The sequence below is a fragment of the Nocardia miyunensis NBRC 108239 genome (assembly GCF_001613065.1).
Taxonomy (GTDB): domain Bacteria; phylum Actinomycetota; class Actinomycetes; order Mycobacteriales; family Mycobacteriaceae; genus Nocardia; species Nocardia miyunensis.
This window is the reverse complement of the sequence record NZ_BDBQ01000120.1, coordinates 1-26,002: the sequence shown is the minus strand read 5'-3', so window position 1 is coordinate 26,002 and position 26,002 is coordinate 1. Positions and strand designations below refer to the sequence as shown.

24 protein-coding genes are annotated in these 26,002 nt (G+C 67.0%); 9 read left to right on the top strand and 15 right to left on the bottom strand.

Features of this window, described 5'->3' with window-relative positions; all coding sequences use genetic code 11:
* The first annotated feature begins 187 nt into the window (after positions 1-187).
* Both NM2_RS42490 and NM2_RS42485 read left to right on the top strand, forming a co-directional pair.
* Complete coding sequence (locus NM2_RS42490) at positions 188-880, top strand: VC0807 family protein (RefSeq protein ID WP_067682289.1); 693 nt, start codon at positions 188-190, stop codon at positions 878-880.
* A gap of 254 nt (positions 881-1,134) precedes the next feature.
* Positions 1,135-1,965 carry a DUF8020 domain-containing protein gene (locus tag NM2_RS42485; RefSeq protein WP_084532137.1) on the top strand — a complete coding sequence of 277 codons (831 nt, stop codon included), beginning with the start codon at positions 1,135-1,137 and terminating at the stop codon, positions 1,963-1,965.
* 415 nt (positions 1,966-2,380) lie between these two features.
* Here NM2_RS42485 and NM2_RS42480 read toward each other — a convergent pair whose 3' ends face one another.
* The 7 genes from NM2_RS42480 to NM2_RS42450 form a co-directional block, all read right to left on the bottom strand.
* A complete protein-coding gene (locus NM2_RS42480) occupies positions 2,381-3,484 on the bottom strand; it encodes a baeRF11 domain-containing protein (protein WP_067682283.1) in 1,104 nt (367 codons plus the stop codon).
* A gap of 48 nt (positions 3,485-3,532) precedes the next feature.
* Positions 3,533-5,266: a thiamine pyrophosphate-dependent enzyme gene (locus tag NM2_RS42475; RefSeq protein ID WP_067682280.1), complete on the bottom strand. Its 1,734-nt coding sequence runs from the start codon at positions 5,264-5,266 to the stop codon at positions 3,533-3,535.
* 213 nt (positions 5,267-5,479) lie between these two features.
* Positions 5,480-5,674, bottom strand: coding sequence for a ferredoxin (locus NM2_RS42470; RefSeq protein WP_067682277.1), 195 nt, complete (start codon positions 5,672-5,674; stop codon positions 5,480-5,482).
* 12 nt (positions 5,675-5,686) lie between these two features.
* Entirely contained in the window at positions 5,687-6,904 is a 1,218-nt protein-coding gene (locus tag NM2_RS42465) for a cytochrome P450 (protein WP_067682274.1), read from the bottom strand.
* Between the two features lie 100 nt (positions 6,905-7,004).
* Positions 7,005-7,607: a TetR/AcrR family transcriptional regulator gene (locus NM2_RS42460; RefSeq protein WP_218026105.1), complete on the bottom strand. Its 603-nt coding sequence runs from the start codon at positions 7,605-7,607 to the stop codon at positions 7,005-7,007.
* Between the two features lie 71 nt (positions 7,608-7,678).
* Entirely contained in the window at positions 7,679-8,752 is a 1,074-nt protein-coding gene (locus tag NM2_RS42455) for an MCE family protein (protein ID WP_245718509.1), read from the bottom strand.
* A gap of 209 nt (positions 8,753-8,961) precedes the next feature.
* Positions 8,962-9,549 (bottom strand): TetR/AcrR family transcriptional regulator, encoded by a 588-nt coding sequence (locus NM2_RS42450; RefSeq protein WP_067682271.1) that lies wholly within the window; start codon positions 9,547-9,549, stop codon positions 8,962-8,964.
* Between the two features lie 165 nt (positions 9,550-9,714).
* On the opposite strand from NM2_RS42450, the gene NM2_RS42445 reads away from it, so the two are divergent.
* Positions 9,715-10,875, top strand: coding sequence for an acyl-CoA dehydrogenase family protein (locus NM2_RS42445; protein WP_067682268.1), 1,161 nt, complete (start codon positions 9,715-9,717; stop codon positions 10,873-10,875).
* Positions 10,876-10,911: 36 nt separating this feature from the next.
* Here NM2_RS42445 and NM2_RS42440 read toward each other — a convergent pair whose 3' ends face one another.
* The 4 genes from NM2_RS42440 to NM2_RS42425 form a co-directional block, all read right to left on the bottom strand.
* The gene (locus NM2_RS42440; protein WP_067682265.1) at positions 10,912-12,006 is read right to left on the bottom strand and encodes a type 2 periplasmic-binding domain-containing protein; all 1,095 of its coding nucleotides are present in this window, start codon (positions 12,004-12,006) and stop codon (positions 10,912-10,914) included.
* Between the two features lie 130 nt (positions 12,007-12,136).
* Entirely contained in the window at positions 12,137-12,616 is a 480-nt protein-coding gene (locus NM2_RS42435; protein ID WP_067682262.1) for an Rv1443c family protein, read from the bottom strand.
* Positions 12,617-12,705: 89 nt separating this feature from the next.
* The gene (locus NM2_RS42430) at positions 12,706-13,158 is read right to left on the bottom strand and encodes a DUF4440 domain-containing protein (RefSeq protein WP_067682259.1); all 453 of its coding nucleotides are present in this window, start codon (positions 13,156-13,158) and stop codon (positions 12,706-12,708) included.
* A gap of 96 nt (positions 13,159-13,254) precedes the next feature.
* On the bottom strand, positions 13,255-13,656 hold the full coding sequence (locus tag NM2_RS42425; protein WP_067682317.1) for a hypothetical protein: 402 nt from the start codon (positions 13,654-13,656) through the stop codon (positions 13,255-13,257).
* A 103-nt stretch (positions 13,657-13,759) separates the two neighbouring features.
* Here NM2_RS42425 and NM2_RS42420 point away from each other — a divergent pair, with 103 nt between their 5' ends.
* A complete protein-coding gene (locus tag NM2_RS42420) occupies positions 13,760-14,203 on the top strand; it encodes a pyridoxamine 5'-phosphate oxidase family protein (RefSeq protein WP_067682256.1) in 444 nt (147 codons plus the stop codon).
* A 33-nt stretch (positions 14,204-14,236) separates the two neighbouring features.
* Here NM2_RS42420 and NM2_RS42415 read toward each other — a convergent pair whose 3' ends face one another.
* The 4 genes from NM2_RS42415 to NM2_RS42400 all read right to left on the bottom strand — a co-directional run bounded on the left by NM2_RS42415 (position 14,237) and on the right by NM2_RS42400 (position 18,954).
* Complete coding sequence (locus tag NM2_RS42415; protein WP_067682253.1) at positions 14,237-15,157, bottom strand: MBL fold metallo-hydrolase; 921 nt, start codon at positions 15,155-15,157, stop codon at positions 14,237-14,239.
* A 285-nt stretch (positions 15,158-15,442) separates the two neighbouring features.
* On the bottom strand, positions 15,443-16,618 hold the full coding sequence (locus NM2_RS42410) for an acyl-CoA dehydrogenase family protein (protein WP_067682251.1): 1,176 nt from the start codon (positions 16,616-16,618) through the stop codon (positions 15,443-15,445).
* Positions 16,615-17,772, bottom strand: coding sequence for an acyl-CoA dehydrogenase family protein (locus NM2_RS42405; protein WP_067682248.1), 1,158 nt, complete (start codon positions 17,770-17,772; stop codon positions 16,615-16,617). The genes NM2_RS42410 and NM2_RS42405 overlap by 4 nt, the downstream gene beginning before the upstream one ends.
* Positions 17,773-17,778: 6 nt before the next feature.
* A complete protein-coding gene (locus tag NM2_RS42400) occupies positions 17,779-18,954 on the bottom strand; it encodes a cytochrome P450 (protein WP_067682314.1) in 1,176 nt (391 codons plus the stop codon).
* A gap of 269 nt (positions 18,955-19,223) precedes the next feature.
* Between NM2_RS42400 and NM2_RS42395 the strand changes: the two genes are divergently transcribed.
* The 5 genes from NM2_RS42395 (at position 19,224) to NM2_RS42375 (ending at position 26,000) form a co-directional block, all read left to right on the top strand.
* The gene (locus tag NM2_RS42395) at positions 19,224-20,336 is read left to right on the top strand and encodes an ABC transporter substrate-binding protein (RefSeq protein ID WP_067682245.1); all 1,113 of its coding nucleotides are present in this window, start codon (positions 19,224-19,226) and stop codon (positions 20,334-20,336) included.
* A 4-nt stretch (positions 20,337-20,340) separates the two neighbouring features.
* Positions 20,341-21,480: a spirocyclase AveC family protein gene (locus tag NM2_RS42390; RefSeq protein ID WP_067682242.1), complete on the top strand. Its 1,140-nt coding sequence runs from the start codon at positions 20,341-20,343 to the stop codon at positions 21,478-21,480.
* Positions 21,481-21,789: 309 nt separating this feature from the next.
* Positions 21,790-23,409, top strand: coding sequence for a nitric oxide reductase activation protein NorD (locus tag NM2_RS42385; RefSeq protein WP_245718508.1), 1,620 nt, complete (start codon positions 21,790-21,792; stop codon positions 23,407-23,409).
* A gap of 62 nt (positions 23,410-23,471) precedes the next feature.
* Positions 23,472-24,260, top strand: a complete 789-nt coding sequence (locus tag NM2_RS42380) for a CbbQ/NirQ/NorQ/GpvN family protein (RefSeq protein ID WP_067682311.1) — start codon at positions 23,472-23,474, stop codon at positions 24,258-24,260.
* Between the two features lie 291 nt (positions 24,261-24,551).
* Entirely contained in the window at positions 24,552-26,000 is a 1,449-nt protein-coding gene (locus NM2_RS42375) for an aldehyde dehydrogenase family protein (protein ID WP_439956981.1), read from the top strand.
* The last annotated feature ends 2 nt before the right edge of the window (positions 26,001-26,002 follow it).

Below are 26,002 nucleotides of genomic sequence, written 5' to 3'. Positions count from 1 at the left end.
GATGTGTCGACCCTAGGCAGTGCACTGGCGAGCGGAAACCTGTCGACGGTGGAGTTCGCGGGTGGAGATACCCGCACTACACCCGCGGGTGGAGATGGCCGATTCCATCCGCCGGTCCACGCGCGGCGGCCCCTGTGCGAAATAGCTTGATGTGCATACCAACTCGGCGATCACCAGGGAGAACCCGATGTCCCAGCCCGCACCTGCCGCCCAGCCCGGCGAGATTTCCGCGACCACGGCCGGGCCCACCGCGGCTCGTACCGGCCGGCTCAACCGGATCATCGCGAATCTGTGCCCGGTCGTGCTTCCGATGGGCACGTACTACCTGCTCACCGCGCTCGGGCACAGCGGCTTCATCGCACTGCTGTGCGCCACGGTCGTCTCGGCGCTGTGGGTGCTGGTTCCGGCGGTGGTGCACCGCCGGTTCGACGGGCTGGCCGGATTCGTCCTCGCGATCAACGGTCTGGGTCTGCTGCTGGCGCTGGTGAGCGGCTCCGAACGGATGATCCTGGCCAAGGACCCCATCACCGACGCGGTGGTCGGCGTGCTGCTGTTCGGCAGCTGTGTGATCGGGCGTCCGGCGATGTTCGGCATCGTCCAACGCCTGCGCGCCTCGGGCGCGGATCAGGCCCGGGCCTGGAATGCGCTGTGGGACACCGATGCCGAGGTCCGGCAGATCTTCCTGCGGTCGACCCTGGTCTGGGGTGGCGCGTTCGCGGCGGTCGCGCTGCTGCGGTTCGGGATGATCGCCACGCTGCCGGTGTCGACGGTGGTCGGGCTGGGCAATCCGGTCGAGTGGGTGATTCTGGGCCTGGCGTTCGCCTACTCCATGCATGTGCGCAAGCGGATGAACATCAACGCGCGGATCGCCGCCGAATAGTTCGCCGGCATTCTTTCATTACAATTCGTAGGTTTCCATCATAACACCCGTGATTGTCATCAAAGAAATCACCGGTGTTATGATTGCAATTCGCTCCTGGTTTTCTGGCCTATTTTCTACGAAAGGTTCAGATTTCCATTTGAATTTCACCTTTTCGAAATATTGGCCCGGCCTGATTGACCGGTGAGGATCGGTGTGTCTGCGCTGAATGCGCAGGGTCACCGTGGTCAAAGAAAGGTTTGAGGTCGTACCAGATGAGGAAGTTTGCTGCGAGTGCAGCGTTGGTGGCGAGCGCAGTCGGAATCGCCGCGGCGCCCGCTTATGCCACCCCGGCGCCGCCCGCCCCCGCGTCCATCCAGGTTGCGCCGAAGTCGTTCAACAACATCCCGGCGACGCAGACCGCGGATATCAACGGCCTCCGTTACACGGTGAGCCGTGACGGCGGATCGGCCGTGGTGAAGGCTGCCGACGCCACGTTCGAGAAGATCGGCGACAGCCTGGCGATTTCCAACGCCAAGGGCGTCGTCGTCGACTCGGTTCCGCTGGTGTACCGCAAGGACGACACCCAGTTCCCGATCAATGCCGACATCGCCGCCCACCAGGTGCGGCTGACCCCGCAGACCACGAACGGGACCCCGGCCGCCCACCCGGTCTCCGCGGCGTCGCTGGCGAATGCCAAGGACGCCAGCAAGGTCGATCCGAAGCAGATCGACGAGTCGTTCACCCCTCGTGACCAGCAGGAACTGTCGGCGTTCGGTTCGCGTGCGACCATCTCCAGCTTGGTCGGCGCGGTGATCGGCGCGCTGATCGGTGTGACGGTCGGCTGTGTCGCGGGTGCGGTGGTCGGTTCGGTTTCCACCGCCATCACCACCCTGTTCGCCGGTGTGGTCCCCGGCGCGATCGTCGGCTGCATCGCAGGTGTGGTGACCGTCGGTTCGGCCGGTTCGCTGCTGGGCACCATCCTGGTCGGTGGCCCGATGATGCTCTGGTCCGCGTACCAGTACTTCAGCACCATCAACGGGCCGTGCACCACGCCCGGCGCGTACTGCACCAACCCGGCCGCCCCGCCGGCTCCGAAGAAGTAGTTCCGCGCACCACCGCAATTCTCGACGGGCGGATCGCCACTTCAGGCGATCCGCCTTTCGGCGTGCCGCGAACGCGATACCCGCTCATCTACGCGCACCATCGGCGGGACACGCGAATTTCCCGGATATCGGCGCCGAACTCCCAGTGATGCGCTGCCCGAATTATCGTTGCTGAGCCGGAATTTGCTCATCATGTGGGGGACATGCGCGGCGGGCGCTTCCGAGCGACTTGCTTACAACGGAAGGTCCAGGCCGGGCAGCGGTCACGAAACCGGGTCTGAGCGGTATCCGCGGAGACGGTCGGCCGGGTGACTCCCGCCATCGCGCCGGACCGTTCCGCGATCACCAGGTGGGCGCTTGTGCACGGCGGGCCGAGCGTGCGGACCGGGAGACGGGCGGCGACGCGGCGTACGGGTCAGGGGACGTAGCGCAGCACGGCGGCCGCGTGCGCGCCGTCGGGCAGATCGGCGGCGCGCACCGCCAGGACCCGGCCGTCGGAAAGCAGTACGCGACGGGCGATTTCATCGAGGATGCCCGGTGCGCCGGCCGCGCCGGTGGTGGCGAAGGTGAGCGATCCGTCCTCGGCGACGGTTCCGGGAATCGGCGTATCGATATCGACCATGAGGGTGTGCACCGTGCCGTAGGTCGCGGCGCGGGCGATATCGGACAGATCCGCGGAGGCGCGCCCGTCACTGCGGCGTTGCTCGAATTCCGCACGCAGCTCGGACAATTCGGCGGCGTAGTGCCTGTCCAGCACGGCGCGGGCACGGGTGGCCAGGTCCGCGTCGGACAGATGTTCCGGATTGCCCGCGATCTCCTCGGTCAGCAGTCCCGGATAGCTGTTCACCGAGCGATACAGCGAGGCGATCGGTTCGGCCGCGGCCAGGATCAGCGGAACGTCCCTGCCGGACAGCACATTTCGCAAGGCGTGATCCACCGCCCGGCAGAACTGCCGGATCCGGACCTTGCGGCCCTCGGTGCCCTGCAACCGCCCGTGCGGGCTGCGGCTCATACCCGGCTGGGCGATGTGGTCGGTCAGGCTCACCGGCAGCCCGGCCACCGCGACGTCCTGGGCGGGCTCGTCCGGGGTCACCTCGACCAGGCGCACCGCGTTCTCCGACAGCGCCAGGACGAAGGCGTCCTGCGGAAAGGTGATGGTGCGCAACAGCGGTTTGATGTCGAACCGATCCCCGACCCTGGTGGCGGCCTCGAGCCGATTCGGCACCCGGAACGTCCGCGTCCGCTCGGGCGTCGCGAGCGTCACCAGCGTGCGCGACTGATACCGCCAGTAGTCCTCGTCGTCGATCAGATCGTCGAACTCCTCCTCGAGGGCCACGCGGGCCTCCTTGTCGGTGACCTGCTCGAGCGCCCGCCGGGCCTGATTCTCGAACGCGACCCGGTTCTTGTCCGGCGTCGGCGTGCTCACCTCGGTCGGTGTGTAGACCGAGACGCACCACGGCTCGATGGTCGATACGAGGGCGAGGATCTCACCGCGGGTCGGAATATCGGTGTGCAGCATGCGTATCCTCCGTATCTCGGCGCAGGCGGGCTCGGGCCCGCCGGCGGATCAGAGCAGGCCGATATTGTGTTCGGCCGTGGTGACGACCTTGTCCAGATCTCCGTGCAGCGTCTGCCTGGCCAGGCTCAGGGTGAAGCCGACGGCCGTCTCGCCCGGCACGTGCGCGGGCATGGCCAGCGCGTGCTTGTCGACCAGCACGTCCAGCACCACCGGTCCGTCCCTGTGCGCCAACGCCGTTCGGATCGCATCGCGCAGCTCGCCCGGATCCTCGACGCGAATCCCCTTGGCGCCCATGGCCTCCGCGACCTTGCCGAAGTCGGGATTGGCGAAGTCGGTGCCGTACGGGATCAGCCCGGCCTCCTGCTGTTCGATATCGACGAAATCGAGCATGCCGTTGTTCAGGATGACGTTCACCACCGGTGTCCGGTGCTGCACCTGGGTGAGCAGATCGCCCAGCCCGAGCATGGTGAATCCGCCGTCACCGCACAGGGCGATGGTCTGGCGTCCGGGGAAGGCGAGTTGCGCGCCGAAGGCGTTGGGGGAGGCGTTCGCCATCGAGGCCCAGGAGAACGATCCGAACAGGCGTCGATCGGATCCGTAGTGGATGTGCCGGGAGGCCCAGATGACCGCGGTGCCGGTATCGGCGAAGAACAGTGCGTCGTCCGCGGCCTCCTCGTCCAGGAGCGCGGCGAGATATTCGGGCCGGATCGGTGTCATCTCCGGGCCCCTGGTGACGTAGTGCCGCAGGTGCCTGTCGAAGCTGCGCGTCGCCTTCACGCATTTGTTCAGGAAGTGGTCCCCGGACTTGGCCGCCACCATGGGCAGCAGTTCGCTCACGGTGGCCCGCACATCGCCGATCACGCCCAGCGCCAACGGAATTCGCCGCCCGAGATGCCGCGGGTTACGGTCGACCTGGATGACCTCGACCCCGGTGTGCGGCAGGAAGTTCGGGAAGGGGAAGTCGGTGCCGAGCATGAGCAGCACATCGCATTTGTTGATCGCCTCCCAGCAGCCGCCGTAGCCGAGCAGCCCGGTCATGCCGACGGCATTGGGATTGTCGTGTTCGAGCCACTGCTTTCCCTTGAGCGAATAGCCCACCGGTGCTTGCAGTTTCGCGGCCAGGGCGCGCACTTCGATGCCCGCGTCGGCGCAGCCGTCACCGCCGAAGATGGCGATCCGATCGGCGTCGTCGATGATCTCGGCCATGGCGGTCAGGTCGGCGGCCGCCGCCGGACGCGTCTGCGGTGCCGGAATCGGCACGCGCAGAGACAGTTTCGGTGCGTCGCGTACCGCGACGTCACCGGGGACGGCCACCACGGTCGGGCCGTGCTCGGCCAGGGCGATGGTCACCGCGCTGCTCACGACGTGGTGCAGTTGCGCGGGATTGGTGATGCGGCCGATGTAGTGCGCCGCGGTGTCGAAGAACTTGTAGGGGTTGAGTTCCTCGACGGTGCCGCTGTCCAGCAGCGCGGACTCGCTGTCACCGGCGATGGCGATGATCGGCGCGCCCTCTTTCCGGGCGTCGATCAGGCCGTTGATCAGATGGGTCACGCCCGGTCCGGCGGTACCGCACACCGCGACCGGACGCCCGGTCAGGCATGCCTCGGCGACGGCGGCGAATACGCCGTACTCCTCGTGCCGCACGTGCACGAAATCGATGTCCCCGTTGCGGCGCATGGCGTCGATGACCGGGTTGAGGGCGTCGCCCACGATGCCGTAACACCGGCGCACCCCCGCGGAAGCCAGCATCTCCCACAGTCCGTCGGCGACGCTCTTCGCCATCGATTCCCGCCTCCCACTCGTCGTGATCCTGCGAGCGATCGTGAGCCGGACATTTGCCCGGTGCTCACTCGGGAAGGATATTCAGAGCTGGAGGTATTTGCGAAGGGTTCGCTGGATCTCGAACGGGTCACGATTGGGGGAGATCACCCGGACCTGGGCGGGCCGTCGACCCTGTGGTCGACGGCCCGCGCATCCCTACGGCCGCGACGCTCGCTACTCGTCGATCTCGATGGCCAGCGCCGGGCAGACCCGCGCCGCCTCGCGCACGCCCTCGTGCTGATCCTCGGCGGGCTCCTCCTGCAGCAGCACCACGACGCCGTCCTCGTCGCGCTGGTCGAACACCTCCTCGGACACCATCACGCACTGTCCGGAGCCGACGCACTTGACTTGATCCACAACAACTTTCATGAGAAGAGCTCCTTACCAGGCGATGGGAAGCGAGTGGACGCCGTAGACGGCCATCTCATCTTTGAACTGCACATCCTCGAACGGAATCGCAAGGCGCAGTGTGGGAATGCGCTTGTACAGCGTGCTGTAGACGACCTGCAGCTCCATCCGCGCCAGCGGCTGGCCGAGGCACTGGTGCACGCCGTAACCGAAAGCCACGTGATGCCGTGCCTTGCGGTGGATGTCGAGCTTGTCCGGGTCGGGGAACACCGAATCATCCCGGTTTCCAGCGTCATTGGCCAGGATGATGCCCTCGCCGGCGCGGACCAACTGCCCGCCGACCTCGACGTCCTCGGTGGCCACCCGCCGACGTCCGGTGTGCACGATGGTCAGGTAGCGCAGCAGTTCCTCGACCGCGTTGGCGATCAGCGCCGGATCCTCGGTCTCGCGCAGTTCGGCGAGCTGATCGGGATGCTCGAGCAGTGCCAGGGTGCCCAGGGCGATCATGTTGGCCGTCGTCTCGTGCCCGGCGATCAGCATGAGCGAGGACATGTTCGCGGCCTCGTCCACGGTCAGCTCGCCCGCGGCGACCTGCCCGCCGACCAGCCGTCCGATCAGATCGTCGGTCGGCGTCTTCTGTTTGGCCACAACGAGATCCCGCAGGTAGGAGGTCAACTTGGCGTTGGCCGCCAAGGACTCCTCGGCTGTCGACACGCGGGAGATCATCACCTTGCTGCATGCCTGGAAGAAGTCGTGGTCCTCGTAGGGCACACCGAGCAGTTCGCAGATCACCAGCGAGGGCACCGGCAGCGCGAAGGCGGTCACCAGATCCGCGGGTTGCGGCCCGGCGAGCATGTCGTCGATCAGCTCGTCGACGATCTGCTGCACCCGCGGGCGCATCGCCTGCACCCGCTTGACCATGAAGTTGCGGGTCAACATCTTTCGCTGCTGATCGTGCTCCGGATCGTCCATCGCGATGAACGAGCGGGCTGCGCGCCGCCGTGCGGCGATGGACTGAGACTGATGCGGATAGCCATCCTCGAGAGTGTTGGCGCTGAACCGGTGATCGGCGAGTACCGCCCGCTGTTCGTCGTAACCGGTGACGAGCCAAGGCGTTTCGCCGTTCCAGATCTCCACCCGGCTGACCGGGGCGACTTCGCGCAGGGCGGGCGGCGGATTGAACGGGCAGCCGGCGGCTCGCGCCATGGGGAACTTGGGAAGGGCTTCGGTCTTGGGAAGGGCTTCGGTCATGGTGACCCCCTGACAGAGTTACTAAACAATCGTTCACTAACTCGGCCAGGATAGATCCCGTTCGCCTTGCTAAGCAACTATTAGCGAGATGTGAAGGGATTCAATCGATGACGAGCGAGATGAGCTCGTCGACGAAGTCCAGCACGACCTCGGTCTGCGGCGAACCCTGACTCGCGTGCCACAGTGCGACGCGGCCGTGCGCGCCGACGAAGACCACCACCGCGGCCCGCTCGGGCGGGAGCCGCAACAACACCCCGGCCTCCTCGCAGCGCTCGAATCCGATGATCATCTGCTGGACCAACGGGGTCAGCGGGCCCGGCCGCGAGTCCTGGGTGGGCCGGTTGTTGATCATCAGCCGGTAGTGGCCCGGACTGTCCAGGGCGAACCGGCAGTACGCCTTCATCTGCGCGCGGACTCGATCCAGGACCGCATCGGGCGGGAACTGTGTCTGTGCGTCGGCCATCACCGCGGCCAGTTGTCCGGCGTCGTAGTCGATCAGGCCGTCGACCAGCGCGGACTTATCGTTGAAATGCTGATAGATGCTGGCCGGGGAGATTCCGGCCGCGCGGGCCACGCCGCGGATCGTGAGCCCCTCCTCGCTGCCCAGGTCGGACAGCAACCGCGCGGCGGCCTCGAGGATCTCCAGCCGCAACCGCTCACCCTGCCCCCAGGGGTTGCGTGCACGTTGCGAGGTCTCGGCCACGCGAGCACTGTAACCTCTTCGGGCCACGAAGTGGCCGGTCTGCATCGCCACCGGTGGCGGGGTCGTCGGCGTCATCGGGTCAGGCCGAGCACTGCCGCGGTCAGACCGAAGTCCGGGCCCAGATCCTGAACCCGTCCGGTCCGGCAGCCATCGGCCCGCAACCCGATCCGCTCGCAGAAGGTACTGACGATCTCCGTGGTGCCGGTGCCGAGCAACGCGTGGGCACGGGCGAAGCGGCCGCGGCGATCGATCAGGAGGTCGAGATTCTGGGCGATCAGCGGCGTGACGTCCGCGATCTCGGTGACCTGGGATGCGTTGGCGCGCAACTGATCGGTGACGTTGGTCAGCCCGGTCAGGCTGGCGGACAGGCGGTCCCGATAACCGCCGAACGTGGTGCTGCTATCGGACAGGAATGCCTCGAGCTGATCCAGCGTCGCCTGGAGTCCGGGGGCCTGCTCGGCGAGCATCGAGGACATCCGGGTGACCTTGTCGCCGAATTCCCTTACGGCTGTGTCGTTGTCGGCCAGCATCGAGGTCAGATCGTTGAGCTGGACGATGATCTGCGAGATCGCGTCCCCGTCGGCCACGCCCAACCGCAACGCGCCGGTCAGGGCCGCCAATGTGTCACGGATCTTCGCGCCGCGGCCGTCGACCATGTCATAGAGCACAGTGCCGGACAGCGGGCCCCGCGTACTGCCCGGCGGCGGCGCGAGGGCGGCGGTGAATCGGTCGATGGTTTCCAGCAGGGTGTCCAATTCGACCGGGCTGCGGGTCGATTCGGTGGTCAGGTGCGCGCCGTCGCGCAGCACCGGGCCGCCGGTGTAGGCGGGCGAGAGCTCGATATGCCGATCGGTCACGATGGAGCCGGAAATCAGTGCGGCCGTGACATTTTCGGGGATCGTGACGTCGCGGTCGATGCTCAGGTGCACCTCGGCGTACTCCGGATGCGGGACGATCTTGTCCACCGTGCCGACCCGCAGGCCCAGTACGGTGACCGGATTGCCCGCGCACATGCCCGAGATACTGCGGAAATCGGCCGTGATGCGGGTCGGCCCGGGGCGTCCGGGCATCACCGAGCAACCGGTGCACACGAGTACCAGCATGCCGATCAGCACCGCCGCCGCATCCCGTATCCGGTGCTCCACAGTGCTGCTCCTAGGGCGGGGACGGCTGGTGAACGAGGCATCGCCCGGTAGCAAGCCAAGGTAGCAGCGTCGCATCGGTCGCACGACGCAGTTGAACAAATTCCTGGACATTTGTATCGCCGGGCGATTGTCATCTGCCCGAGAAGGATGTTGCGACAGAAAGTGTGAAACCGGACACAGCCTCCGGCTATAGCGCGGCTATCGTCCGGTCATTCCTCGACGGTGACCGTCAGCCGTGGTTTGGCGGTGTCGGCCTCGTCGGCGACCATCTGCCAGACCGAATCGATCATCGGGGCCAGCAGGAGTTCGCCGAACTGCCGTACCAGCACCGCCACCACCTGGGTCGATTCGCGGCGGGAGGTGGAGGCCAGACCTGCCTCGCGCAGGGCGACGACCTCGCTGCGCACCAACTCCACCTGGCGTTCCAGGAATTTCAGCCGGGTCGGCTCCGGTTCGAGGACCGCGCGGCGGATGTAGTTCACCACGGCCGGGTTCTCGCGCAGCATCTCGCGCACGGCCTCGTCCCGCGCGCCCGCGACCTCGCCCGGTGTTCCGGTATTGGGTACCGAGTGCACGGCCTGATAGAAGTACTCGCTCACCAGCTGATCGACCGCGTCGCGCAGGCCCGCCTTGGTCTTGAAGTGATGTTGGACCAAGCCGAGGGTGACGCCGGCCTCGGCGGCGACCGCCCGCAGCGACACCCGGGACTCGCCGTACTGCGCGAACAGATCCATGGCGGCATTGCGGATCCGCGCCTTGGCGGTCAGATCCTCGTTCGTCGCGCGTGGATTCAGCATCGGTCCTCAGCTCGTCAGGGTCTGACGGAGATCTTACGTCGCGTAGTAGCCCAGTCCCGAGGGCAAGTACGGTGCTGTTGACCTATTGACAATACAACTGTACCGTCCATTGCCGTGAACGACCGGGGTGTGCACCCCGTGCGCCGGAAAGCAGAGGGATCACGCATGTCCGAACTCTTCCCCGACTACCGTCCCTCCTGGGAGACCGATCAGCATCGCGAACTGCGCAAACACGCGGCGGAGTTCTTCCGCAAGGAGAGCGCGCCGCATCGCGAGCGCTGGAGCGATCAGCACATGGTCGACCGCGAGTTCTGGAACAAGGCCGGTGCGGCGGGTCTGCTCGGACTCGACCTGCCGGAGGAATTCGGCGGTGCCGGAGGCGATTTCGGCATGCAGGCGGTCGTGCAGGAGGAGTTGGTCTACGCGCACGACAACGGTTTCGGCTTCTCGGTGCACTCACCGATCGTGTCGCACTACATCCACCAGTACGGAAGTCCGGAACAGCGGAACAGGTGGCTGCCGGGCATCATCGCCGGTGAGCTGGTGCTGGCCGTCGCGATGACCGAGCCGGGGACGGGTTCGGACCTGCAGGCGGTGCGCACCACCGCGATTCGCGACGGTGATCATTACGTCGTCAACGGCTCGAAGACGTTCATCTCCAACGGAACCCACTGCGATCTGGTGGTCATCGTCGCCAAGACCGATCCGTCCAAGGGCGCCGCGGGCGTCTCGCTGATCGTGGCCGAGACCAAGGAGCTGCCCGGCTTCGAGCGGGGCCGGGTGCTGGAGAAGATGGGGCAGCACGCGCAGGACACCCGCGAGCTCTTCTTCTCCGATATGCGGGTGCCGGTCGCGAATCTGCTTGGTGCACAGGAAGGTCTGGGTTTCTACCAGCTGATGGAACAGCTGGCCCGCGAGCGGCTCATCATCGCGAGCATCTGCTCCGCGCTGGCCGAGGCCGCGGTGCTCGAGGCGCTGCGGTACTCGCGCGAGCGCGAGGCGTTCGGCCGCCCGATCGGCAAATTCCAGCACAACGCGTTCACCCTCGCCGAGGTCAAGACCGACGCGCTGGCCATCAAAACCCTTGTGGACTATGCGATCTCGCAGTACATCGCCGGTAAGAACGATCCGGCGACCGCGTCGATGGCCAAGTTGTTCGCCGCCGAGACCGCCGACAAGGTGGTCGACAAATGCCTGCAACTGTTCGGCGGCTACGGATACATGATGGAATACCCGATCGCCAATATGTACACCGCCTCGCGGGTGAACCGAATCTACGGTGGCACAACCGAAATCATGAAGGAGATCATCTCTCGCGCACTGTGACATCCCGGGTTCGGTCCGCTGCCGCGGATCGCGGGATCATCGCTCCGGGCTGCACCGGGCGGGGTCGGCGAGTTCGCCGCACGGCGTGCCGCCGCGGGAGCGGATGATGTCCTTGCCCGCGCGATCGGTGAGGAAGCGCAGGAATGCCGCCGAAAGCGAGTCGTACGGCAATTCGCCTTTGCTGTAGGCGTATTCGACGCCCCAGAAGGCGTAGTTGTGGGCCAGGACCTCGTCGCGGGTGGGCTGACGCCCGCCGATGGTGACCGCGGCGATGCCCGGATACCCGGCGGCCTCGGTGTACGAGGAGTAGCCGACCGCGCCGGGAATGTCGGCGACGGCCTTCAGCATGTCGCCGGTGAGCGGCACCTCGCAGGAGGCCACGCCGGGCGGATTCGTGACCTGGATGGTCCGGCAGCCGGCCTCCGGGAGTGTCACGGCGTTGCCGCCGAGCAGTCGCTGCTGGAAGGTCTCGCGAGTGCCGGAGCCGAAGGCGCGGTTGACCAGGAATCCGATGAACGCCAACATATTTCGAGACAGTCCGGTGCGACTCTGCGTTGTCCGGACCCGCCCGCCCTTGAGCTTTCCGTGCAGTGTGGGCTCGGCGTGCGGGCCGGTGCCGGTCCCGCGCGAGAGAATGGCGAGGATCTTGTAGTGGTCTCGCCGATTCATCGGGACTTTCGGCAGATCGATGATGCCGACGTCGTGCGCTTCGTCCGCGTGCGCCGCGATTCCCCGGCCCGGCTCGAGATAGGCCCCGAGCACGGTGTCGCTCAGTTCGGTCACCGCCATTCCGGCGACCCGGCGTCCCGGGAAATGCAGCCGCAGCCCGACCCGTCCGTCGTCGGGCATCGCGTAATCGGCGGAATCGATGTTCGTGACTCCGTCGTTCTCCACCCGGATCAGCACGACCGACAGATCTTGCAGATGTGTATCCGCAGCACCCCCGTCCGGCTGCAATTGTTCCAGAACGCCCGGATACACCGACTCGATCTCGCCGGTCACCGGGGTATCCATCTGTACTCGATAGCCCAGGTGTTTACGCCGGATGACCACGAATTCCCAGAAGAACGCGATCATCGACACCACGAGTGCGATGACCGGCAATCCGATCTGCACCAGATAGCTGTCCACTCGGATCCATCCCCCGAATATGTTGCTGTCCAGCCATCTTCGTCCCCGATACCCCCGAATCCGCCTCCAGCTCACAGAGTTGGGCAACAATTCACCATCCGGATATCGGGCGGGACGGGACCCGCCGCGATCACTCCGCGGCCGCTCGCCCGGGGCGGATCTCGATATCACTCTCGGCAAGGAGCGCGGCGAGTTGCCGCCACCGGCGATGCCGATGCCGGAACATGACGCGGATGAACAATCGGATGCCGAATCCGTGCAGACCGTCCTGCACCTCGACCTCATCGGTATAGCGGCAACGGTTTTCGCCGATCGGCTCGAAGGTCAGCCGATGATTCCAAACCCGAACCGGCCCGCCCCACTCGTTGGTGTAGATCTCCCGATCCGTCAGCCGCACCAGCCGCAGATGATGCCGCCAGGCGGGAACGATCCCGAACCACCAGATCCGCGCGGCCCCCTCCACCCCCGGCTCGACCCGATCCGGAATCTCCAGCTGCGGCACCGAAATGATCGGCGCGACAACGAAAGCGAACAAACCCGGCGTCCGGGCCAGCGCGCACGCCACCTCGGCCCGCAACGGAAGTTCGGTACTTAGGGTAACCTTACTCATGCGACGATAATGGTCGTTACGGGTCTCCGTCCGCAAGAGTGAATTCGGAAAACCGGTCAAGCACCGGTCTACGTCGGCATTGCCCCGGTTCAGGAGGCGGAATCCGGTTTCGTGTTCAGGAACGATTTCGATTCGTCGATCGGAGTGTTCTGCGCCGCGGCCAGCCACCACCGGCCATCGCGCTCCACCAGCACATACAGCGCGACCTCCGAGAACGCGCCGGGTTCGACGGCCTGTCTGCGGATCTGGGTGACGATTACGCCCGGAGCCGGACTGCTCGCGACCACCACCTCGAAACGGGACGCCGGTGCGACCGGCTTCGTCAGTCCCATCATGCGGCGGTGAATGGCGTTGATCCGGTCGTGTCCGACGACCAGTGCGCCGAAAGGACTGCCCCACAACACATCCGCGGCGAACCAGTCGTCGTAGCGGTCGGCGTCGCGTGTCTCGCCCGCCTGCCGCAATGTGGCGGCGAGGTCGGCGGCCACGGCCTGTGCGGTCGCATCGGCGGCCGGGTCGTTCAGATTCGGTCGAGTATCCATGTCTTCCTCCGCTCTCGGGTACTGATCACAGCCTGCAATCTCAACCAATGTTCAGGTCAAGCGCGTTGTGAGCGAAAGTGACGGCGTGGTGCTCGTCTAGGCGTTTCGGGCCGAATCGATCCGGTCCAGGAGCCATCGCGGTCCGGTCGTGCGCGCGCCGAGCGCTTCGACGCGTGCGCGCAGACCGCGATCCGCGGTGACGACGAGAATCTCTGCCGGATCGTCGTGTTCGGCGGTGACCGCGACGATGGCGTCGTCGCCGGAGCCTGCCGCCCGGAGCACCCGCAGATTGTGGAATCCGTTGTCGTCGACGGCTTTCGCGGTGCCTTCGAGTACGACGACCACGTCGCACGATGGCGGTAGGTGCTCGCGAAGCGCCGCCAAGCCGGTCAGCAACCGCCGGGCGGCGCCGGCGCGGTCACGCCACCAGCCGTCGGGGCGGGAGCCGACGACATTGGCCGCGTCGACGACGAGCATCCGCACGGAATCGTCCAGCACGTCCCCAGTCTCCACCATCGGCAGGCGGACCGGTGTGCGGTGCGCGCCGCCGCCGGTCGGTGCTTGCCCGGCCGCCGCTGCCGAATTCCGTAGACTCCAGGGCGTGACCGATCTCGCGGATTTCGCCCGGCTGATCGCCGGTGATCATGGGCTCTGCGTCGTGTCGACCGCCCGGGCGGATGGCACGATCCACTCCTCACTCGTCAACGCCGGTGTACTGAAACACCCGCTGACCGGCCATGATGTGGTGGGGATGGTGCTGCGCGGCGGCACCCGCAAGCTGACGAACCTGCGGGCCCGGCCGCGGATGACGGCCGTGGTGCGCGTCGGCTGGGAGTGGGCCGCCGCCGAGGGGCCCGTGTGGATCGCCGGACCCGACGACCCGGTGCCCGGCATCGACGCCGAACGTCTGCGTCTGCTGCTGCGCGAGGTGTTCACCGCGGCCGGTGGCACCCACGAGGACTGGGACGAGTACGACCGGGTCATGGCGCAGGAGCGCCGGGCGGCCGTGCTGATCGTCCCGGATCGCGTCTACGCCAACGGCTGACGGGCTCCCGGCCGCGATCGACGACGATCGGGTTCAGTCCAGCTCGCCGTGCGGGTCGGTGGCATCCCAGGCGACCGGCAGCACCACTTCGACGCCGTCGCGCTGTGCCAGCGGCAGCAGCATCGCCATCGTCACATCGAAGCGATCCGCGAAATACGGCAGCGGGCGCAGCGGCCGGTCCAAACCGACGAAGAAATCGTCCCAGTGCACCAGCACGACCCGTCGTGCACCGACCGCGCCGACGACCTCGTCCCAGTACCGCCGCACGAACTCCCGCGACTGCTTGCCCAGCCCGCCGATGCCCAGATAGACGACCTCGGCGCGACGGCCGTCCAACATCCCCGGACGATGATTCGCACTGGCGTGCAACAGAATTCGTCCGACCGGATGTTCGATCAGCACCGAGTAGGCGGCCCCGGTCTTCCACGCGCCGGTCCGCGCGGGCGGAACCAGCGGCCGCGTCACGACACCCGGATAACGATCACCCGGGCTGTGCACCGAATCCAGGAACGTCAGCGTGAATCGCCCGTAGTCGAGCGTGTCCCCGTCACCGACCACCCGCAGCGAGGTCTCGGCGAGCCCGAGCCCGCGCCCGATATTCGCGGTGGATTCCGACCCGACCAGCACCGCCCCCGTCTGCAGACACCACACCGGCGCATCGAGAGCATGGTCGTAATGCGAGTGCGCACAGAACACCGCATCCAGCGACCGCACCCCCAACCGCTCGATCGCGGCGCGAACCAGTCCCGCATCGGGCGCGATCCGACCCAGCCCTACCCGCATCAGTCCCGGCCGCGTGACGAACCCGTCGCACAGCAGCGTCGTCGCGCCATCGGACAGCAGCAGCGAACTCGTCCCGAGGAAATGCGCCGTCAGCCCGCCGGGCCGCGCCGCGGCCTGCCGCTGATACACCGTGTAAGGCTCCAGGCCCGGACGGCCGAAAGGAGTTCGCACAGCTCTATCGTGCAACGTCCGCCTCCGGCGCGTTCGCTCGCGTGTCGGTTCCGGTGTGCGGGGCTACCAGGTCGGCAGGTCGGGCGGCCGGTCGACGCCGTCGCAGCGCTCGTCGGCCGCGCGGATATGCCGTTTGCGGCGCGATGGCTCCGTCGGGCATTCGCGGTGGCGCGGGCGGATGAACCGCTCGTGCGGCTCCGGCGATGAGCGCCGCACGGCATCGGACGGACAGCACCCTGTAGTGGGCAGGACGAGTGCCGTGCCGATTCAGCGGAGCGTGACCTTCTAGGTGCGGGTGGGTTCGATCGTGTCGGCCAGTTCGCCGCCGATCTCCTGGAGGTAGCGGTCGGGGCTGCCGAGCAAGGCGCTCCAGTCCAGCAGCCGTTCGAGGTAGCCATGGGCTCGGTGTTCCCAGGTGTAGCCGATGCCGCCGAAGACCTGGATGGCTGTCTCGCCCATGGTTGCCAGATGCCCGGAGAACGCCTTGAGGCGGATCGCGGCGAGGTGCCGCTCGGTGGGTGCGGCCGAATCGGCCGCCCAGAGTCCGTACAGCACGCCGCCGCGGGTCAGCTCGATGGTCTCGTACATGTCGACGCACAGATGCTGGACCGCCTGGAAGGCGGCGATCGGACGGCCGAACTGCTGACGTGTGCGCGCGTACTCCACCGCCAGGTCGAACAGGGCCTGTGCCGCGCCCAGCGCGTCGGCGGCGGTGGCGATCAGGATGTCATCGGTTGCGGCGCTGAGGGATTCGGCGGACATCTCGCCCAGGCGGCGCGCCGGTGCATCGCGCAGTGTGGCCCGGAACCGCTGCCGGGATCGGTCCACGCCGGGTAGCGGCTCGAATTCCACACCGGCCGAGGGTATTTCGACCATGTACAGACCGAGGCCGGAACCATCGCGGGCGACCACCAGCAGCACCTGTGCGATATCGGCATCGGGGATCTCGGCGATACGGCCATCGAGCCTGACACGGCCGGCGACAGCCGGTGGAAGACGTGTGGCACCGACCATCTCGTCGTCGGAGAGGATCCGGTCCGCGCTGGAAGCTGCCGGTCCGGGGCTTTCGTTGGTGGTGGATGCGGCTCGCACGACCGGCTCGGTGGGCCCCGGCAGTCCGAGGGTCGCGATCATCGAGCCATCCGCAATTCCGGTCAGCAGCCCTGTGGCACTGCCGGTTACGCCGGATCGCGCGATGACTCGCGACACGGCGACGGAGCTGGACGGCCACGGCCCGGGGTCCAGGGCGCGGCCGATCTCCTCCAGGACGACACCGGCATCCACCATGGATGCGCCCGCGCCGCCGCACTTCTCGGGGATCAACAGTCCGGCCAGGTCGAGTCCGGCGAGCGGGTCGCGACGCCGGGCGTCCGCTGTGCTGTCCTGGTCCGCAACGGATTTCAGGCGGCGCCTCACGGATTCACGCAGGGCCAGCTGTTCGGGGGTGAGTTCGAGGTTCATCGTCCGATCGGTCCCAGGATGCGGCGCGCGGTGATGTTCTTGTTGATCTGCGTCGTGCCCCCGGCGATGGTGAGCGCGCGTGCGGCCAGACGCTCGCGGGCCCAGCGGCCCTGCGCGCCACGAGGTCCGAGCAGATCGAACCCCAGCGCGGCGATGTCCTGACCGAGTTCGCCCCACGCCGTCTTGGCCAGGCTCGCCGAATCGAACGACGCGTTCCCGGCCAGACTCGCCGATATCCCGCGCTGACACAGGATTCGGAGGAACGCGCTGCGCACCTCCATGCCGCCGAGCCGGTGCAGCGTCACCGGATCACGCAGCCGCGCGGCACTTTCCGTCGATGCACCGGCGACATCGCGCACCAGATCGGTCAACCGGACCTGCATCTCGGAGTACAGCCGCGCGGCATTGGCCCGTTCGTGACTCAATGTGGTCGTGGCGACCTGCCAGCCCTGGTCGAGCGGTCCGAGCAACGCCGTCGCCGGCACCCGGACCTCATCGAAGAACAGCTCGGCGAAATCGGTGTCACCGGTGAGGGTGGCCAGCGGCCGGGCCTCGACGCCGGGCAGCGACATGTCGACGATCAGACACGAAATCCCCTGATGCTTGGGCGCGTCGGGATCTGTGCGGACGAACAGCTGGCAGCGATCGGCGTGCTGTCCGAGCGAGGTCCAGATCTTCTGTCCGGTCACCACGAACTCCTCGCCCGCGCGCACCGCGCGGGTGCGCAGCGAGGCCAGATCGGATCCGGCCTCGGGTTCGGACATGCCCTGACACCAGATCTCCTCGGCCCGCATCATCCGGGGCAGCAGGGTGCGCTGCTGTTCCGGTGTGCCGTACCGCATGATCGCCGGGGCGATGTTGTTCATGCCGATCACGTTGAGCGGCATGGGCGCTCGCGCGCGCACGGTCTCCTCGACGTACACCATCTGCTCGAGCGGCCCGGCCCCCCGGCCGCCGAGCTCCTCGGGCCAGGTCACCGCCGCCCAACGGTGTTCGGCGAGCAGACGATTCCAGCCGCGGACGATCTCGAATGCCGCCGGATCGCTCGCCACGTGCCGTCCGGCCGCGATCACCTCCTCGGTGAGGTGACCGGCCAGCCAATCGCGCAACTCGTCCCGGAACTCCCGAACCGATTGCGGCAGTGTGAAATCCATGGTCAGCTAGCCGAACAGCACGGGCAGTGCGGCGGGGGAGCGGAAGACCTGGCCGCTGATGTGCGGATCGTCCGCATCGGGGTCCAGCCGCAGATTCGGCAGTTCGTCCAGCATCTTCTCCAGCGCCAGCCGCATCTCGGTGCGGGCCAGGTGGATACCCAGGCAGTTGTGCGACCCGCCGCCGAAGGAGGTGTGCGGGCGCGGCGTGCGGAAGATGTCGAAGTCGTCCGGATCGTTCCACCGGCTCTCGTCCCGGTTGGCGGCGGCGAGCATGAGCATCACCGTGGAGCCCGCCGGAATGCGCACATCGTGCAGGACGGTCGTCGTGGTGGCCATCCGGGTGATGTTCAGCAGCGGCGTCTCGAACCGGATCGACTCCTCGACCGCGCGGGGGATCAGGGCCCGGTTGTCCCGCAGCGCCTGCAACTGTTCCGGGCGAGAGAGCAAGCTGTACAACATATTTCCGGTCGATCGGTAGGTCGTCTCGATCCCGGCGGGCAGCAGCAGCCGCAGGAAGGAGAAGATCTCCTCGTCGCTGAGTTTCTCACCGTCCAGTTCGGCTCGGGACAGATCGCTGATGACGTCCTCACGCGGCTCGCGACGGCGCTCGGCGAGGATTTCCGCGAGGTACTCCTTGACCTCCTGCGCGGCGTTGACCGCGCGCTCCCGGTGGGTGTGGAAGCCCAGAATGGCGATCGACCAGCGCTGGAACTGCCGCAGATCCTCGCGGGGCAGCCCGAGCATCCCGGCGGTCACGATGGTCGGGAACGGGAAGGTGAAATCGGTGACCAGATCGGCGCGGCCGCGGTCGGCGATCCGGTCGAGCAATTCGTCCACGGCCGGGACGATGAGCCGTTCCTCCCAGTTGGCCAGAGCCTTCTGCCGGAATGCGGTGGACACCAGCGCCCGGTAGCGGCGGTGTTCGGGGTCGTCCATCCCCAGAATGATGTGCTTGCCCATGATGTCGCCCATGAGCATGTCGATGATGTGCGCCGAGGAATAGGTCTTCCCGTCGCGCAGGACCTCCTGGATGTCGTCGTAGCCGTAGACGAAGAACACCGCCGCGTCGTCGGCGTGCGGCATGTTCGAGGTGTCCAGGCGCTGTACGGGATGTGCCCGGCGCGCGGCGGCCAGTTCCGGATACGGGTCGCGGACATCACCCGCGACGTCTTCGTCGAACACCTCGAAGACGCTGTCGTCACCGGCTTCGCGATCCCGTTCGGCCGCAACCGAATCGCCGTCCTGGTCTGCGGTGGCCTTGACGTGTGTATCCACGAACCCTCCTCAGTAAGACCAAATATTCGTTCCGTAGCGTACGGATCACCCGTCGGCCGGTCAATACTCGCGTATACCGGTTGATGCGGACCGTTGACGGCTAGCGCCACCCGTCCGTAACATGTGGAACGAATTTTAGGTTCGCTGCTCGAGCGGCCTGGCAGACGGAGATATACGTGGCCTACGAAAGCACTGCCGAGCCCATAAAACTCGGCTATCTGTTCGACTTCCGACTTCCCGAGAGTTTTCCGCCGGACATGCGGGACGACCTGACCCGTCCGTTCCGTCTGGTGTTCGCCGAGGGACAGCGGCTCGGGCTGATCGATCGTCCGGTGGAGATCGTCTTCCGCGAGGTGGAGGGATTGCCCAAGGGCTCGGTGAAGGCGGTGATCGATGCGTACGGGGAGCTGGTGGACGAGGGGTGCCTGGCCGTATTCGGCCCGCACATCACCGAAAACGCGGTTCCGTTACGAGAGGAGATCGAACGCCGCTTCCGCGTCCCGGCGATCAACGTCTGCGGCACGGACGACTGGCTCGGCGAATGGACCTTCGCCCTGCCGCAGGGCTCGATGACCGACGAGCCGGTGTTCTGGGCGCAATTACTGGCCAAGGGCGGGCATACCGAGGTCGGCGCGCTGGTGGAACGCTCCCTGGTCGGCGAGAGCTATATCCGGAATTTCCGGAAAGCCTGCCGCGAGGAGGGAGTTCGCATCGTCGCCGAGGTCGCGATCCCGCAGACCGCGCAGGACATCAGCGACGAGGTGCGCGCACTGCACGAGGCGAAGGCGCAGGCGATCGTGCACTGCGGCTTCGGATTCGGCGTCGCGATGGTGAACCCCGCACTCGCGGCGTTGAATTGGGATCCGCCGCGGTTCATGGGGACGGCGTTCCAGAACGCCTGGATCAACGAACTGCTGTGGAACGCCTTCCTGGGCTGGACCGGAGTCGACCAGTACGACGAGGGAAACCTTGTGGGACAACGGTTCCTGGACGTCTACGAGGCGGATGCCGGGCGACGTCCGCAGTACTGCGTCCCCGTGGTGAACCACGATGTCGCGACCGTTCTGCTGCACGCCTTCGCCGATGCGCATCCGCTCTCGCCGCGCGGGGTGGCCGAGGCGCTCGAACGGGTCAAGATGCTGCCCGCCGCGGCCGGCGCGCCCGGCACCCGGCTCTCGTTCGGTAAGTGGACCCGGCGCGGATGGATGGGCGCGGGCTATCTGGTTGCGCGGCAACTGGATCCGGACGGCGTGACATCGCATCTGGTCGCACGATTCGGACAGGAGTAGAGCCATGAGCGCCCCGGAGGAACTCCGGACCGGCACCCCGCCGGACACCGCGCCCGGCCCGAAGCCGGATACCAGGAAGCGCCGTGGGATCGCGACGGTGATCACGGTCCTGGTCGTGGCCGTCTTGGCCGTGATCGCCGCCTACGCGAGCCACGGTGCGAATGACCCGCGTATCGCCAATCCCGCGGTGAGCGGCGCACCGCGTCCGGTGCCGCCGCTGTTCGGGTGGAGCCACTGGGTCGCGTTGAACGAGTTCGGGACCATCGCGATCATGGTGGTGCTGGTGGCCGCGGTCGTCGTCGGCTGGCGACGCTACCCGGCGCATCCGGTCCTGCTGATGACGCTGGTCACCACCGCGATCGTGTGGCAGGACCCGATCATGAACTGGGCGCCCTACGCCGCCTACAACCCGCAGCTGTGGCACTGGCCGGTGCACTGGCCGCTGGTGTCGATCTCGCCGACGGTCGAGCCGTTCATCGTGATCGGTTATGCCACTTTCTATCTCGGCCCCTACTTTCCAGCGATCTGGGTGCTGCGTCGGCTCCAGGCCCGCCGACCGCACGATTCGTTCGTCTCGCGGCATCCGCTGTGGAGCCTGGCCGGGCTCACGCTGGTGATCGGGTTCGTCTTCGACGCCATTCTGGAATGCATCCTGGTGCGCAGCCAGCTCTACATCTACACGCAGGTGATCCCGTTCGGCTCGCTGTTCACCGGCAAGCCCTACCAATTCCCGCTGATCTGGGAATCCGCGATGGTCACGTTCGTGATGATCCCGGCCGCGGTCCTGCTGTACCGCGACGACACCGGCCGCACGGTCGCCGAGCGCCTCTCGCACCGGGCGCGGATCTTCCGGAACCGTCCCGCCCTCGGTGCGTTCACGGTGATGTTCATCCTGATCAATATCGCCTACTTCTGTTACGGCGGCGGTTTCGCCATCATCCGGGACACCCGGGTGGCCACCGCGGTCGCCTGCCCGTGGCCGTTTCCGGAGGCGAAAGTCTATGACCCGCAGGGGTTCTACGAGAAGAACGGTCAGGCCGGGCCGTACTCGGCCGGGATCTGGTCGCGGTGGGAGAGCGCGCAGTCGGGCCGTCCTGCTACGGCGATGCCCGCCGATGGTGGGCGGTGCGGAGGCAGGACATGAGTGCTCATCTGGAATTCGCTGGATTCGAACGTGTTTCGCGTGTGTCAGCGGCGGCCGGTCGAGATGTGTCGAACACGCCGGTGCGGAGCGACGCACACGTGCCGCGAAATCTTGTCGCACGCAAATGGTTGCCCGAGCAGCCTGGCGATAGGGCTGCGGTGGGCGGGCCGATCCGTCCGCTGCGGATCAATCGAGGCCGAAGTTCGAGCGCCGACGGGCTGCGGCATGACAGCTGAATCGAGTGAAACACTGTGCAGCCCGACTCGATTCGGTCTACTGGCGTCGGGATTAGCCGGTTCGGTCTTACGGGTGGCTCCGGTTGCGGCGGGCGAATCTTCCTGGACCGACGGCCGTGTTGTTTTCGTCGATCCGGAGGCGTGCGCGTCCGAGCAGATCGCCGCACTCGCCGTGCAGGCTTCGATGATCGCCGCGGGCAGCTTCGAATCCGGGGTCGTCCGGCGGCTCGCCCGCCGATCGCCCACTGTACTCGATCGCTATCTGACGGTGGAGGGACATCGAGCGCTGGCCGCCAACGGAGATCTCCTGCCCGCGGCCGCCAGCACGCTGATCGATCTGGACATCGCCGACCTATCCGATTGTGCCGCAGCATCATTGGCGCTCGCGATGGGAAAGAGCGCGCTGGCCGATCCGCCGCCGGAGTTCGGGACGATCCATCCCAAGCGCCTGCTGACGGCGCAGGACGAGCTCGCCGCGCACGGCACGCCGGACACCCGGTCGCCCGACGCGGCCCACACCGATGACGCTTCGCTGGACGAGCGGGAGGACGAGGATTCCGGAGGCAAGCTTCCAGCCCTTTTCGAGAATGTCGTCGGCGGGCAGGGACTGCTGGCCCGGCTGTTCCAGCGCATGCTGCGCCTGGGCCCGGAGTCCGAGGGCGGAATCACCGGTGGCGGCGTGCCGAGATCGGCTCGGGCTCTGGTGAAGCCGGGTCGGATCGTCACCGTGGGCACGGGCGTTCCAGCTGCGGCCGAGGCCGCCGCGGCAATCCGGCGCGACGGTCTGGTATATCCGGAATGGGACGTGCACCGTCGTCGATACCGGTCGGGCTGGTGCACGGTCTGCGAATCCGATCCCCGGGCAGGGGAGCACGCGATTCCGCTCGCACCCGTGAGCAATGCCCTGATGCGCGCGCTGGCCCGGCTGCGGTCGAGTCTCGATCACAAGCATCGCCGGATGCAGGGTGACGACATCGATGTGGACGCGGTGGTGGACGAGCGCGTGCGACTACTGTCCGGTTCCTCGCCGGACGGTGCGGTGTATATCGAAAGTGTCAGGTGCACAACGGATCTGGTGGTGGTCATGTTGCTCGACGTCTCGGGCTCGGCCGCTCTGCCGAGCGTTTCCGGCGGCACCGTGCACGACCAGCAGCGCACCGCGGCCCTCATGCTGACCTCGGCGCTGCACGCGCTGGGCAATCGGGTGGCGCTCTACGGGTTCTACTCCCAGGGCCGGTCCGCGGTCCGGGCCCTGCGGGTCAAGCGATTCGGCGATCCATTGGATGCGGCGGCACTGCGCCGGCTGGCCGCGCTGGAGCCCGCGGCCTACACCAGGATGGGCGCGGCAGTGCGGCACGGTACCGCACTCGCGGGCGAATATCGTTCCGCCGCAAGGACACTGCTTGTCGTTCTGTCCGACGGATTCGCCTACGACCACGGTTACGAAGGCGCGTACGCCGAGGCCGACGCGCGTCGCGCGCTGTCCGAGGCCCGTCGCCAGGGCATCGGCTGCGTTTGCCTGAGCGTCGGGGCGGACACCGAGATCGACGCGCTGCGAAGGGTTTTCGGCACCGCCGCCTATGCCGCGGTCGGACGCCCGGAAGAAGTGTCCAGGGTGGCCGCGCCGCTGTTCCGGGACGCGCTGCGCTCCGCCGATCTGCGTCGCCGGATGGCGCGGGCTCGCGCCTCCTGAAAATTCCGATAACTCCGTCGCGCGAGCGATCCCGGGAGATGTACCGAGAAGGCGAGGACGATATGGGGAATTCCGTTCGCCCCTACTACGTACCGGTGGGCAACGAGGAACGGGTGTTCCTCGCCGCGTTCCGGCAGGGGCTACCGATCATGCTCAAGGGGCCGACCGGCTGCGGTAAGACCCGGTTCGTGGAGGCGATGGCGTATCAGGCCGGTCGGCCGCTGATCACCGTCGCCTGCCACGACGACCTGTCCACCGCCGACCTGGTCGGCCGATATCTGTTGCAGGGCGGCGAAACTCGCTGGGTTGACGGCCCGCTGACGCGTGCCGTGCGCGAGGGCGCGATCTGCTATCTGGACGAGGTGGTCGAGGCGCGCCAGGACACCACCGTGGTCCTGCACCCACTGGCCGACCACCGTCGTCAGCTGCCCATCGACCGGCTCGGCACGACCCTGGACGCCGCGGAGGGCTTCTGCCTGGTGGTTTCCTACAACCCCGGGTATCAGAGTGTGCTCAAGGATCTCAAGGACTCCACCCGCCAGCGCATGATCGCCATCGAATTGGGTTATCCGCCAGCGGAAATCGAGGAGAAGATCATCGCCGTCGAGGCCGGGGCCGATCAGCGCGCGGCCGCGCAGCTGGTGCGCATCGGCCGTGCCGTGCGGCAGGCCGACGCACCCGGTCTGCGCGAGGTGGCCTCCACCCGGGTCCTGATCAGCGCGGCCAAACTGGTCGCCGAGGGGCTCTCGCCCAGGGACGCCGCGCTCGCCGCCGTCGCCGGGCCGCTCACGGACGACCCGCTGGTCGCCGCGAACCTGGCCGCGGTGATCGACGCGTACGTTCCTGAGTGAGCGCTGATTTCCACAGTCCGCCTTAGGGTTTCGAATGCGGTATTGACCGGTCGGCGTTCGGTCGCTAACGTGTGAACAAAAGTTAGGTTTTAGATTCCAACGGGCCGAGCGGAACGTCGTCCGACGGCTGTTCCGTACCGATGCGTCGAATCCCGATGGCCACGAGTCGATTTCCGAAAAGGGATCGACGTCGCGGCGGCCGAACGGGACCCACCGGGCCGATCACGCACGACCTCGTCGAGAAAGCAGGGACTCATGTCCGATACGGCGGCAATCTATTTCGAATCCCGCATGTTCATCGACGGCCGCCTCACCGGCGGCGAGGCCGGTCGCTTTCCGGTCGTCAACCCGGCCACCGAACAGGTCGTGGGGGAGGTTGCGGACGCGTCGGCGGCCGATATGCATCGGGCGATCGCGGCCGCGCGGCGAGCGTTCGACGAGACCGACTGGGCCACCGACCGCGCACTGCGACGACGCTGCCTCGAACAGCTCCAGGACGCGCTCGAGCAGGACCGGGAAGCGTTGCGGGAGGAGCTGATCGCCGAGGCGGGCTGTCCCCGGGCGATCACCTTCGGGCCACAACTCGACGCTCCGCTGGCGGACGGATTGAAGGTACCGGCCAAGCTGATCGACGAATACCCCTGGGAGACCGATCTCGGCGATATGCACGTGCCGGTGACCGGGCGCGAGACCAGGCGGGTGGTGTGGCGCGAGCCGGTCGGCGTCGTCGGCGCGATCGTGCCGTGGAACTTCCCGTTCGAGATCAGTATCCACAAGCTCGCACAGGCGCTGGCCGCGGGCAACACCGTGGTCCTCAAGCCCGCGCCCGATACCCCGTTCAACGCGACCCGGATCGGGCGGCTCATCGCCGAACGCACGGATTTCCCGCCGGGTGTGGTCAATATCGTCACCGCCTCGGATCACCTGGTGGGGGAGGAGCTCACGCTCTCCCCGCAGGTCGACCTGATCTCGTTCACCGGTTCCACGGCGGTCGGCCAGCGCATCATGGAAAAGGGTGCGGCGACCATGAAACGCCTGTTCCTGGAGCTGGGCGGGAAGTCGGCAAGCATCGTGCTGGACGATGCGGATTTCGGTGAGGCGCTGCTGCTCGGGCTCGCGCCCTGCCTGCACGCCGGACAGGGCTGCGCCAACCCGACCCGGCTGCTGCTGCCGCGTGCGCGATACGCCGAGGGAGTGGAATTTCTGGAGGCGATGTACCGGGGCATCGAACCGGGCGATCCGCGGGATCCGGCGACGCTGTGCGGTCCGGTCATCTCCGCGCGCCAGCGCGACCGGATTCGCGGATACATCGACAAGGGCGTCGAGGAAGGGGCCCGGCTCGTCGTCGGCGGCAATGCCGCACCGCCGCCGTTCGACCACGGATTCTGGGTTAGGCCAACGCTTTTCGCCGATGTCGACAACAGCATGACGATCGCGCAGGAGGAGATCTTCGGCCCGGTGCTGGCGGTCATCCCGTTCGACGACGATGACGACGCGGTCCGCATCGCCAACGACAGCCGATACGGCTTGGCGGGAAACGTCATGTCCGCGTCCTTCGACCGCTCCATGGCCGTGGCTCGTCGGCTGCGCGCCGGATTCATCGGCGTGAACGGCGGTGTCGCGTACGGCGCGGACGTGCCGTTCGGCGGATACAAGTTCAGCGGCGTCGGCCGTCAGAACGGCGTGGCCGGATTCGATCAGTACACCGAGATCAAGTCGGTCGGATATCCCGTCGACTGACC